Origin of the sequence: Gordonia gummivorans (assembly GCF_022513585.1) — a bacterium.
GTDB lineage: Bacteria > Actinomycetota > Actinomycetes > Mycobacteriales > Mycobacteriaceae > Gordonia.
Genome location: NZ_JAKWBF010000032.1, coordinates 16803 through 28522 on the forward strand (window position 1 = coordinate 16803; position 11720 = coordinate 28522).

Annotated in this window: 12 protein-coding genes; 6 read left to right on the plus strand and 6 right to left on the minus strand. The window is 66.0% G+C overall.

Annotated elements, in window-relative coordinates; all coding sequences use genetic code 11:
• The first annotated feature begins 97 nt into the window (after positions 1–97).
• Both MKW15_RS19805 and MKW15_RS19810 read left to right on the plus strand, forming a co-directional pair.
• Positions 98–1621 (plus strand): aldehyde dehydrogenase family protein, encoded by a 1524-nt coding sequence (locus MKW15_RS19805; protein ID WP_240861169.1) that lies wholly within the window; start codon positions 98–100, stop codon positions 1619–1621.
• Positions 1622–1717: 96 nt separating this feature from the next.
• Complete coding sequence (locus tag MKW15_RS19810; RefSeq protein ID WP_240861171.1) at positions 1718–2314, plus strand: TetR/AcrR family transcriptional regulator; 597 nt, start codon at positions 1718–1720, stop codon at positions 2312–2314.
• A gap of 193 nt (positions 2315–2507) precedes the next feature.
• Here the strand turns inward: MKW15_RS19810 and MKW15_RS19815 are convergent, their stop codons facing one another.
• Complete coding sequence (locus tag MKW15_RS19815; protein WP_240861173.1) at positions 2508–3560, minus strand: MBL fold metallo-hydrolase; 1053 nt, start codon at positions 3558–3560, stop codon at positions 2508–2510.
• 129 nt (positions 3561–3689) lie between these two features.
• On the opposite strand from MKW15_RS19815, the gene MKW15_RS19820 reads away from it, so the two are divergent.
• Entirely contained in the window at positions 3690–5282 is a 1593-nt protein-coding gene (locus MKW15_RS19820; RefSeq protein WP_240861175.1) for an acyl-CoA synthetase, read from the plus strand.
• 12 nt (positions 5283–5294) lie between these two features.
• On the opposite strand, the gene MKW15_RS19825 is transcribed toward MKW15_RS19820, so the two are convergent.
• From MKW15_RS19825 to echA20, 4 genes are read right to left on the minus strand one after another with little or no spacing between them, the layout of a single operon-like run.
• The gene (locus MKW15_RS19825; protein WP_240861177.1) at positions 5295–6386 is read right to left on the minus strand and encodes an NAD(P)H-dependent flavin oxidoreductase; all 1092 of its coding nucleotides are present in this window, start codon (positions 6384–6386) and stop codon (positions 5295–5297) included.
• Positions 6383–7150 (minus strand): CoA-transferase subunit beta, encoded by a 768-nt coding sequence (locus MKW15_RS19830; protein WP_240861179.1) that lies wholly within the window; start codon positions 7148–7150, stop codon positions 6383–6385. The genes MKW15_RS19825 and MKW15_RS19830 overlap by 4 nt, the downstream gene beginning before the upstream one ends.
• The gene (locus MKW15_RS19835; protein WP_240861181.1) at positions 7147–8049 is read right to left on the minus strand and encodes a CoA transferase subunit A; all 903 of its coding nucleotides are present in this window, start codon (positions 8047–8049) and stop codon (positions 7147–7149) included. The genes MKW15_RS19830 and MKW15_RS19835 overlap by 4 nt, the downstream gene beginning before the upstream one ends.
• Before the next feature lies 1 nt (position 8050).
• Positions 8051–8839 (minus strand): (7aS)-7a-methyl-1,5-dioxo-2,3,5,6,7,7a-hexahydro-1H-indene-carboxyl-CoA hydrolase, encoded by a 789-nt coding sequence (gene echA20 / locus MKW15_RS19840; RefSeq protein WP_240861183.1) that lies wholly within the window; start codon positions 8837–8839, stop codon positions 8051–8053.
• Positions 8840–8918: 79 nt separating this feature from the next.
• Here echA20 and MKW15_RS19845 point away from each other — a divergent pair, with 79 nt between their 5' ends.
• From MKW15_RS19845 to MKW15_RS19855, 3 genes are read left to right on the plus strand one after another with little or no spacing between them, the layout of a single operon-like run.
• Positions 8919–9722 (plus strand): SDR family oxidoreductase, encoded by an 804-nt coding sequence (locus MKW15_RS19845; protein ID WP_240861184.1) that lies wholly within the window; start codon positions 8919–8921, stop codon positions 9720–9722.
• A gap of 12 nt (positions 9723–9734) precedes the next feature.
• Positions 9735–10631: an SDR family oxidoreductase gene (locus MKW15_RS19850; RefSeq protein WP_240861185.1), complete on the plus strand. Its 897-nt coding sequence runs from the start codon at positions 9735–9737 to the stop codon at positions 10629–10631.
• Positions 10628–10999, plus strand: a complete 372-nt coding sequence (locus MKW15_RS19855) for a hypothetical protein (RefSeq protein ID WP_240861187.1) — start codon at positions 10628–10630, stop codon at positions 10997–10999. Before MKW15_RS19850 ends, MKW15_RS19855 begins: the two co-directional genes overlap by 4 nt.
• 4 nt (positions 11000–11003) lie before the next feature.
• Here the strand turns inward: MKW15_RS19855 and MKW15_RS19860 are convergent, their stop codons facing one another.
• On the minus strand, positions 11004–11660 hold the full coding sequence (locus MKW15_RS19860) for a GNAT family N-acetyltransferase (protein ID WP_240861189.1): 657 nt from the start codon (positions 11658–11660) through the stop codon (positions 11004–11006).
• Between the last annotated feature and the right edge of the window lie 60 nt (positions 11661–11720).

Consider the following 11720-nt stretch of genomic DNA (forward strand, 5'->3'; position numbering starts at 1 on the left):
CGTAGCCACATGCCTGTGATCTGGCGCATACTATGGTGTGGAACGGGCGGACATATTCGTTTCAACCGCCACATCACGACCAAATCGGAGGATCTCGATGACCAAGCCTGCTGAGACCGGCGCCGGGGTGACAAACGCGGATCGCCGCGAGTCATCTGAAGAACACACGATGGCAGAGCTGGTCGAGATCCAGCGGGCCGCGTTCTTGCGCGACGGCATCCCGAGCGCGGACGTTCGCATCGACCGCATCACTCGACTGTCGGCGCTGCTGCTCGACAACGCCGAGGAGATCGCGGAAGCGCTCGCCGAGGACTTCGGTTCGCGACCGCGCGAGCTGTCGCTGGCCACCGACGTCGCCGGCTGCATGATCGACCTCGCCCACCAGCGCCGGGGCGTCAAGGAGTGGATGGCCGAGACCAACACCGCCAAGCTGCAGGGAATGCTCGGCTTCAAGCAGCGGGTGCGCCACGACCCGCTCGGCGTCGTCGGAATCATGGGCCCGTGGAACTTCCCACTGCAGCTGACCTTCGTGCCGGCGGGTTCGGCCTTCGCGGCGGGTAACCGCGTCGTCATGCGTCCGTCGTCGATCACCGCACGCTGCACCGAGGTGGTCGCCAAGCATGCGCCCAAGTACTTCTCGATCGAAGAGTTGGCGGTCATAACACCCAAGCACGGTTCGGGGTCGGACTTCGCCAAGCTCAAGGTCGACCACATGTTCTTCACCGGGTCGCCCGACGTCGGCGCGTCGGTGGCGCAGGAGGCCGCGAAGAACCTCGTGCCGGTGACGCTCGAGCTGGGCGGCAAGAACCCGGCCGTCGTCGACGTCGATGCCGACATCGACAAGGCCGCCAACATGCTGGCCGACGCCCGCATGGTCAACGGTGGCCAGGTGTGCCTGTGCCCCGACTACGTGTTCGTTCCCGAATCGAAGCTGGGTGAGTTCACCGACAAGGTGGTCGCACGCTGGACCAAGAACTTCCCGACGATCTACGACAACGAGCAGTTCACGTCGACGATCAACCAGAAGAACTACGACCGCATCGTCGGACTGATCGAGGATGCCGAGTCGCTGGGAGCGGCAAAGCGTCAGGTGATCCCGGGTGGCGAGCCGCTGCCGGACGCCGAGCGCCGCAAGATCCCGCCGACGCTGCTGACCGGGGTCAAGGCCGGCATGAAGATCGAGGAGGACGAGGTCTTCGGTCCGGTCCTCACCGTGTACCCCTACCGCGAGTTCGGTGAGGTGATCAGCCACATCACGTCGCATCCGCATCCGCTGACCATGTACTGGTGCGGCGACGACAACGACCGTTTCGCCGCGCTCGCCGACGGCACGCGCAGCGGTTCGATCAACGGCAACGACTTCGCCGCACACATGTTCGGCGCCGACCTGCCGTTCGGTGGCGTCGGTCGCTCGGGCATGGGTGGCTACCACGGCAAGACCGGTTTCGAGACGTTCAGCCACGCACGTGCGATCGCCTTCTCGACGCTGCCGGTGTCGATCGCCGAGATGATGTCGCCGCCGTTCCTGCCCAAGGACACGAAGCTGACGAACAACCAGATGAAGATGTGGAACTTCTTCAACAAGCGTGCGATGAAGAAGGTGCGCAAGCGCCTGCGCTGACCTGTTCTGCTGATGTGACACCCCCTTGGCCGGGGCCGTTGTGAGACGGTCCCGGCCAAGCGCTTGCTAGGGTGGGTCAGACCCTCAGGAGGTGTGGTGTCACCACGCAATAGCACGCAGACGTCGCGTCGCGACGAGTTGCTGGCCACGGCCGGGCGGATGTTCGCCGAGCAGGGTCTGCGATCCACCACGGTGCGTGACATCGCCGACGCCGCCGGGATTCTGTCGGGCAGCCTCTATCACCATTTCGACTCCAAGGAGTCGATGGTCGACGAGATCTTGCGTGGCTTCCTCGACGACCTCTTCGACCGCTACCGCGCGATCGCCGCTGCCGGTCTCACGGCCACCGAGACGTTGCGCCAGTTGGTGATTGCGTCCTTCGAGTCGATCGACGCCCAGCGCAACGCCGTCGCGATCTACCAAGACGAAGCCAAACGCCTTGCCGGACAAGCACGTTTCGCCTACATCGGCGAACTCAACACCGAGTTCCGGCAACTCTGGCAGTCGGTGCTGCAACGCGGCGTCGACGACGGCGAGTTCCGGGCCGACCTCGACGTCGAACTCGTCTACCGCTTCATGCGCGACACCGTGTGGGTCGCCGTGCGCTGGTACCGCCCAGGTGGAACCCTCACCGTCGAGGCGATCGCCGATCAGTACCTGTCCGTCGTCCTCGACGGCATCCTCCCGCGGTAGCGGCGCGCACCGGGCGCCACAAAAGTAGGGGAAGAAACTCTTCCCCTAACCGTGGAGTCCTCCCCGCGAATTGTCTGGGGGACGACTCCGAACCTCGCGGAAGAAACTTCCTCCCCTACTTTCGGTGGGACGGCCGCCACGAAGCCTCCGCATACCCCTCAGTTCAGGAGGCCGAAAGCAGCACTCTTGCCGATCAGTTCGGAACCGCCGCCGACCACCGGATCGGCGGACCCGGCGTCGCGGTGAGGACACCGCGCTCACCGAGGACGATGAGGTGGGCGTTGGTTTCACGTAACGCCATGTAGGCCAGGCCTTCCGAGAGTTCGGAGAACGGTCGGGACCAGGTGACCGATCGGGTGATCTCCCAGGGCGTGGACTCCGGATCCTTGCGCACGGCGGCGGTGATCTCGTCGAGCCGTTGCTCGTGATGGCCCAACAGGTCGGTGACGCGATCGGCGAGCCCACGGAACCGGTACTCGTGCGACGGCAATGCTTCGAGATCGCCGACGTTCTCGGTATTCGCCAGCGACACGAGGTATTCGGCGAGCGGATCGGGCGAACTGAAAATACTCGTCGACACGTTCGGGCTGATGCGCGGAAGCAGATGATCGCCGGTGAACATCACGCCGGCGTCGTCGTCGGCGAAACACATGTGTCCGGCGGTGTGGCCGGGGGTCCACATCGCGCGGACGTTCCAGCCCGGAAGGTCGAGCGGCTCATCGTGTTCGAGTTCGACGTCGACCTTGCGTCCGTCGGGCAGTCGGACGAACACGTTGAGGCCACTACGAGACGGATCGATGCGCGGGCCGCCGAGCGTCTCGGATTCGGCGATCTCGGCGTCGATCTCGGCGGCCACCTCGGCATCGGTGTGATACCGCAGGTGCCGTGCGTCGTTGCGGTGCATCGCCAGCACCGGATCGGCGTGTTCGAGGAGGCGCGGGACCAGGCCGAAATGGTCGGGATGTAGGTGTGTGATCGACACATGCCGCACGTCGGCGATGTCGTGACCGGTGGCATGGATGCCGTTCACGAGCGCCTGCCACGACTCGTCGGCATTCCAGCCGGTGTCGATCAGAGCAAGTCCGTCGGGAAGTGCGAGCGCGTAGACGAGGATGTAGCGCAGTGGATTGCCGGGCATCGGCACCGGGATCGACCACAGGCCCGGTCGGACTTCCTCGACCCGCGGCATCTGTTTGGCGGCCCACGCCTCGCGCTGGTGGTGACCGGTGACCTCGATCGTATGCATCAAACCTCCTGAAGGCCGACACGCGTCAGGGCTGACGACGGCCTCAAATCCATACGATCACAGCACTTGGTTGCGCTCAACAACAAGTTGCTACTGTGACGTGAGTAACACGGACGAAGGGGTTCACGCATGGTCGGTCAGTTCACGCCCCAGACCGATGCGGCAATTCAGGTCGCACGGCAGCAAACCCTGTCTGACCTGCTTCGACGCACCGCCGCGCGACTACCGGACAAGGTCGCGATCATCAACGGGTCGCGCGAGTTGACCTTCGCCGAGTTCGACGCGGCGGTCAATCGATGTGCCAACGCTCTTGTCGCGCGCGGGCTCGACAAGGGGCAACGACTGGCCCTCGTCAGCCACAACAACTGGCAGTTCGCGGTCCTCCACTACGCGACCGCCCGGCTCGGCGTCATCCTCGTGCCGGTGAACTTCGGGTTGGGTGCCGCCGAGATCGCCTACATTCTCGAACACTCAGGGGCGTCGGCCGTGGTGGCCGAGGACGCTCTGGCGCCGGTCGTCACCGACGCTGTGCAGCAGGCCGGTGTCGACGTGGTCGGAGGATTCATCACCACCGGTCCCGACCGTCCCGACACCGAGTGGGAGGACGTCGACGCGTGGATGCTCGACGGTGATGCGACGCCACCGCAGGTGTCCGTCGCTGACGACGATCCGCTGCGGCTGATGTACACCTCGGGCACCGAATCGCGGCCCAAGGGTGTGCTGCTGTCCTCGAAATCGCTGATCAATCAGTATGTTTCGTGTGTCATCGACGGCGGGATGAGCGCCGACGACATCGAAATCCATTCGCTCCCACTGTTTCACTGCGCCCAGCTGGACTGTTTCCTGTCGGTCGACGTGTACCTGGGCGCGACCAGCATCATCCTGCCGGGACCCGATCCGGCGACGGTCCTCGAGACGATCGAATCGCGCGGCGTCACCAAACTGTTCTGCCCACCGACCGTGTGGATCTCGTTGCTGCGTCACCCCGATTTCGACCGTCGCGACCTGTCGTCGTTGCGCAAGGGCTACTACGGAGCGTCGGCTATGCCGGTCGAGGTGTTGCGTGAGATGGCACAACGCCTTCCGCAGGTGTCGCTGTGGAACTTCTACGGCCAGACCGAGATGTCGCCGCTCGCCACGATCCTGTTGCCGCACGAACAGATCGAGCACGCAGGCTCGGCGGGTCGGGCTGCGCTCAACGTAGAGACCAGGGTGGTCGACGACGAGGACAACCCGGTGCCCACCGGTGAGGTCGGCGAGATCGTGCACCGCAGCCCGCACGCGTGCCTCGGCTACTACAACGATGAGGAGAAAACCGCGGCGGCCTTCCGCAACGGGTGGTTCCATTCCGGCGATCTGGGTGTCATCGACGCCGACGGCTACCTGGCAGTGGTCGACCGCAAGAAGGACATGATCAAGACCGGCGGCGAGAACGTCGCCTCACGCGAGGTCGAGGAGGCGATCTACCGCCTCGACGGCGTGGCCGAGGTCGCGGTGTTCGGTGTGCCGCATCCCAAATGGATCGAGGCGGTCACCGCCGTCGTTGTCCCCAAGGAGGGGGCAACGATCACCGAAGACGATGTCGAAAAACATCTTTCGGACATTCTCGCCGGCTACAAACGACCCAAGTACGTGGTGTTCGCCGACGCGCTACCGAAGAACCCGAGCGGCAAGATCCTCAAGAAAGACCTACGCACCGAGCATGCCGGCATCGCCACGTGACGGTCGCCGGGCTCACCCCAACGAGCCGAGTGCCTTCAGTCGTTCATGCGCTTGCGTCATGATCGATTGAATGAGTTCGTCGCAGCTGGGCAGGTCGTCGATCATGCCGACCACCTGGCCCGACGCCAGCACACCCGCACGGGTGTCGCCCTCAACCAGCCCGGCTTTGAGCAGCATGGGGGTGTTGCCGGCCATGATGATCTGTTGCCAGGTGCGCTCACCGGATTTGCGCATCGACCGTCCGTCGCGCAGCATCGTGGTCCACCGCATCCCGGTCATCTGCTTGAACTCGTTGGCATTTCGTGCCGCCGCGTACAGTGCCTTGACCCGGCTGCCGCCTTCGAGTGCTTCGACGAGCGGGGTGCGCAGCACCCGATGCGGCATGCCGTCAACCTTCACCGACACCACGGTGTCACCGAGACCTCGTTGCAAGTATTCCTGCTTGACGGTGTCGGGGACGGCGCTGTCGGAGGTGAGCAGAAAGCGCGTGCCCATCGCGACACCTTCGGCCCCGTAGGCCAGCGCGGCGGCCAGTCCTCGCCCGTCGAAGAAGCCGCCGGCGGCGACCACCGGCATGTCGATACCCTTGGCCGACAACGCATCCAGCACCGACGGCAGCAGCAGGGTGGTGGCCACCGGTCCGGTGTGGCCGCCGCCTTCGCCGCCCTGCACGATGACCGCGTCGGCGCCCCAGGAAGCAACCTTCACCGCATGCTTGGCGGCGCCGATGGACGGGATGACCACCACACCATGTTCTTTGAGCTTGGCGATGAGTTCTTGCTTGGGTGCCAGCGCGAACGACGCGACCTTGACACCCTCGCGGATCAGCAGATCGATCCGCTGCCCGGCATCGGTGGCGTCGGCACGGATGTTGACGCCGAAGGGCTTGTCGGTCAACGACTTCGTCTTGGCGACTGCGGCCTCGAGCTCGGGGTAGGTCATGGTCGCCGACGCGAGGATGCCCAATCCGCCGGCATTCGACGTGGCCGACGTGAGTGCCGGGCCCGAGACCCAGCCCATCCCGGTCTGCACCACCGGATACTCGACGCCGACCAACTCGGTGAACTTCGTGGGCAGCGAGGCGGCCCGCGCCGATGCCGTCATCGAACTTCTCGATTCCGAACACCCTTGGGATCAAGTACGTCCCGGATGAGTCCGAGTTCCTCATCGGTGGGGCGACGAGTCTCGGGGGCGTCGGTAAGCCCCGCGATCTCGAAGCTCGTGTTCTCGGCCACCTCGTCGGCCGTGACGCCGGGATGCAACGACAGCGCGCGCATGGTGTGGTCGGGCCCGCCGAAGTCGAAGACACCGAGGTTGGTCACCACACGGTGGATGTCGAGGTCGTCGAAGGCCGGGTTGGATGGGTCGGCCTTGTCGTAGCCGACGCCGCAGACGATGTCGACCGTGTCGACAAACACGCGTGCCGAGTGCCGGGCCACCCAATAGCTCGTCGGGTGATTGATGGTGTTGCCGGGAGCGCCACGCGCACCGAACATCTGGCGCGTCGGATGCTGAAGCGGCCCGAAGGCCGACAGATTCTGGTTGCCGAATCGGTCGATCTGGTTGGCTCCCATCACCACATGGCGACGGCCCGACGCGACGACGTCGAACACCTTGCGGAATGGCAGCCAGCCCTCGATGGGACCCGAGCGTCCGATGGCCGGGGTGTCGGCGAAGATCAGCGCCTCGCCGTCGGTGATGAGCAGGTCCGGTTCGGTGGTGAGCCGAGCCAGTCGCGCGCCGAGAAGGGGGGTGGGTGCCATCGGCGACGCCAGGATCTCGCCTGCACCGGAAAAGATCTCGGCGCAAGCGATCACGCAGTACTCGGCCCGAGTGACCGCAGTCTCGGTGGTCTCGGTGGTCGTCACTTGCCGTCCTCCTTTGTCTCGGCCCGCTCTGCCTGCCAGGCTGCGACTTCGCGCTGATAGGTTGCCTCGTCGACGCGAAGGAAGCGCTCCGAGAACGCTTCCCAGGTCTCGGGTTCCTTGGCGGATTCGACGTAGAACTGCTGGAAGCTCTCATCCCTGCCGTAATCTCCGGCGAACGTGAAGTGTGCACCGTTGAGGGTGTGCACAACGCGATCGACGTTCATGCGGTTCAGCAGAAGGCGCTGTTGCGGAACGGATTTCACCAGCACTTCGGTGGACACCAGCTGGTCGGTCTCCAGATAGCGGCGATCGGCTGCGGCGCAGTACAGGTCGTCGAAGTACGGGTCGATACCGGTGTAGGCGGCGTTGCCGTAGCTGTCGGCGAGGTCGAGGTGGACGAAGGCCGCGTCGAGTCGCAATGCCGGCATGGCGATCAGCGTCTGGGTTCGCCCGTCGGGGTCGGCGTACGGCGACTCGACCGTCTTCAATTCGCCCTCCCAGAACCGCAGGACGTCCGAGCCCAGACCCGCGCGAATCGGCAGGAAGGGCAGGCGCGCAGCTGCTGCCTCGAGCCCGCACTTCACCATGCCCTCGTCCATCTCGCGCACCTCGATCGCGCCGGTCGTGCGCGCCTTGGCGAACCAGGGGTCGTAGAACGGCGCCGAGTCCAGGGACACGAACCCGTAGTACGCGCGCCGGACTTTGCCTGCGGCGCACAGCAAACCGAGATCTGGCCCGCCGTAGGTGACCACCGTGAGGTCCTTGACGTCGGACCGGGCGATGGCCCGCACCAGGGCCATCGGTTTGCGTCGCGAACCCCAGCCGCCGATGCCGATGGTCATCCCATCGCGCAGCTCGGCCACCACGTCGTCGAGCGTGCTGGTCTTGTCGGTCGTCATGTCAGGCCGGTCCTCCGTTGGCGTGAGCTGCAGCGCTGGTTTTGGGCTTTCCGGTGGCGACGAAGGCATCGCGGTGTTCGTCGGCGACGCCGGCGAGGTTGAGTTCGAAGGTGAAGCCCTGCTCCAGCCGGTAACTCGACTTCACGTCCACCGGGTCGATGTGGTTGATCGCTTCCTTCGCCGCCCGGATCACGCGGGTGTCCTTGGCGGCGATCATCTCGGCGACTTCCAGTGCGGTGTCGAGCAATTGCTCGCGCGGCACGACGCGATACACCGAGCCGAAGTGCTCGAGTTGCTGTGCCGTCACATTCTGGGCCGTGTAGTACAGCGTGCGCATCATGTGCTGCGGAACGAGGCGCGCCAGATGCGTGGCCGCGCCGAGTGCGCCGCGATCCACCTCGGGCAACCCGAAGACCGCATCGTCGGAGGCCACGATGACGTCGGCGTTGCCGACGAGGCCGACGCCGCCACCGACGCAGAACCCGTTGACCGCCACGATCACCGGGACCGCGCAGTCGTAGACGGCGGAGAAGGCCGCGGCGCAACCGCGATTGGCGCCGATGAGAGCGTCGAAGCCGTCGGTGGCCTGCATCTCCTTGATGTCGACGCCCGCGTTGAACCCACGGCCCTCGGCGCGCAGCACCACGACATGGGTGTCGGGGTCGTCTCCGGCTGCGGTGATCGCGTCGGCCAATTCGAACCAGGCAGCCGAGGGCAGTGCGTTGACCGGGGGATAGTCGACGGTCACCGTCACGATCCCGGATGCGGTGGTGTCGGTGGTGATCGGCACTCGTGCTCCTCTCGTCGAGCATCGAACATCAGAGAAATCGAACCAAGCAAGTGCTTGGTTGTTTGGTAGGGTAGCACCCATGGAGACGCAGTCACAGGTCGATCTGGGCCTGACAGGCACGGTCGTCCTGGTGACCGGCGGTGCTCGAGGGGTTGGCGCGGGAATCACCAGGACGCTCGTCGGGCTCGGCGCGGTGCCGGTGATCTGCGGCCGCAGCCCCGACAACGTGGTCGCCGACCTGCGCGACGTCGAGTTCGTGGCCTGCGACGTGCGCGACGACGCGGCGGTCGAGGCGATGATCCGGCAGATCGCCGACGAGCACGGCCGGATCGACGGGGTGGTCAACAACGCGGGCGGGTCGCCGTTTGTACCGGCGGCCGACGCGTCGGCCCGGTTTACCGGCAAGATCGTCGAACTCAACCTGCTGGCGCCGATGATCGTCGCGCGCCACGCCAACGCCGTCATGCAGACCCAGGCGGACGGCGGCGCGATCGTCAACGTGTCGAGCGTCAGTGGGCACCGGCCATCGCCGGGGACATCGGCCTACGGTGCCGCGAAGGCGGGACTCGACAACCTGATGTCGTCGCTGGCGGTCGAATGGGCGCCGCGCGTGCGGGTCAACTCCGTCGTGGCCGGGCCGGTCGAGACCGAACAGTCGCACCTGCACTACGGCGATGCGGACGGGGTCGCTGCGGTCGGCGCGACCATCCCGATGGGTCGGATGGCCACTCCCGCCGACATCGGAAATGCGGTGTCATTCCTGCTGTCCCCGTTGGCCGGATACGTCACCGGGTCGACGCTGACGGTGCACGGCGGCGGCGAGAAGCCGGCCTTCCTGGATGCGGCCACAGTGAACAACGAGACGGTTGGAACAGCAAGCTGAGAGGGAAAAGTCTTGGGTGACAGGGTGAACGAGGGTCGGGTCGCGATCGTGACCGGCGCCGGGCAGGGTATCGGACGGGCGCATGCGCTGGCCTTCGCGGCCGACGGCGCGCGGGTCGTGGTCAACGACTATGCGGCCGACGCGGCAGCGGCCGTGGCCGACGAGATCCGCGCCGCCGGTGGGGAAGCTGTGGCCTCGGTCGGCGACGTCGCCGATTGGGATTACGGTGCCGCGCTGGTGGACACGGCGGTGAGCGAGTTCGGTCGTCTCGACATCCTGGTCAACAATGCCGGATTCGTCCGCGACCGCATGCTGGTGTCGCTGTCGGAGGACGAATGGGATGCCGTGGTGCGGGTTCATCTGAAGGGGCACTTCGTCACCCTGCGGAGCGCCAGCGCGTACTGGCGGGCCGAGTCCAAGGCGGGACGGCAGCCGGCCGGACGCATCATCAACACGAGTTCCGGTGCGGGACTGTTCGGTTCGGTCGGCCAGGGCAACTACGTGGCGGCCAAGGCCGGCATCCTCGGTCTCACCATCCAGGCAGCGGCGGAACTGGGCGGCTACGGAGTCACCGCCAACGCGATCGCCCCCGCGGCTCGCACGCAGATGACGATGGGCGCCGGCGACGACATGGCCGCACAGATGGCGGCACCGGCCGACGGCTCGTTCGATGTGATGGACCCGGCCAACATCTCCCCACTCGTGGTCTGGCTGGGGTCACCCGAATCGGCGTCGGTCACCGGCCGCGTCTTCGAGGTCGAAGGCGGGCGGATCACCGCGCTCGACGGGTGGCAGCGCAGCGTCGAACGTGACAAGGGATCCCGTTGGGAACCTGCCGAACTCGGTCCCGTCGTCGAAGAGCTACTGGCCAAGACACCCGAACCCGTGCCCGTGTACGGCGCACGGTGAGCGAGCGCGACGCGGCACGCATCGCGGCCGCCAAGGCCTACGTCGATGCGTTGGTGAGCCACGACGCGTCGGCCGTCTCTCTCCATCCCGATTGCACGCGAGTGGAATTCGGGGTGAAGACCGGACGCAACGGCCCACACATCGCGCGCAGTCTCGCGCGGGGCCCGCAGTTCCGTCTGATCCACCGCATCAGCGATTTCGAGGCGGAGGTCGACGGACACAGCGTGTCAACCCGGTACTACGTCCACGTCGCGCCAAAGTTTCTCGGGCTGGCGGCCAAGGTGTCGGAGACCTTCGTCGTCGACGAGGGCGATCAGATCCGGGCCATCGTCGCACGGTTCGGGGTGCCGCGGCGCGTCAAGGGCTGAGCCCTCACGCGCCCGGCGCGCGCACCACCATCGGCACGCCGGGGAAGTAGGCGGCCATCTCCGAGCGCGACTTGCGCAGGGCCGCGGTTCCGTAGCCGTGCTTGCGGTGCTCGGGGTGGATCCAGATGCGGACGTCGACCTCGCCGTCGGTGAGTTCACCGAAGACGAACCCGACCTTGTCGGCGCCCTCGACCGCGACGAGCCAGACGGCTTCCTCGTTGTCGACGCGGCCGGTGGCCTTGCTGATCTCGTCGTCAAGGTTGCCCGCAGGTGCGCCCGAACCGTCGCCCGCGACACCGAGTTCGTCGGTGCGCACCGCGAACAGGTCGGCGTCGCCGTCGGCGGAGAACGGTCGGAGGTCGAGGGTGTCGCCGCTGCTGGCGGGACGCTCGGCCAGCGTGAAGGTCAGTGCGTTGTTGAGATCGGAGAGTTCGGCCTGATTCTTGCGACGCTGATCCTTGGTCAGGCCGTCGAGCTTCATGTCGAGGATCGCCTGCGCACCCAACTGCGACTTGCCCAGCAGGCTCGCGATCGCGTCGACGGCCTCGTCGTGGTTCTCGGCGTCGACGATCGCGTCGAGAACCTCGTGCCGACGCTCGAGCGCGGTGAGCAGGGCGTCGGTGATGTCGCGGCGGGCGGTGGCCAGGTCAAGATCAGTCATGACAGTGATCCTAGGCCACAGCCGGTGCGCACGCCCGACTGCGTCACAACCTCTGCAACG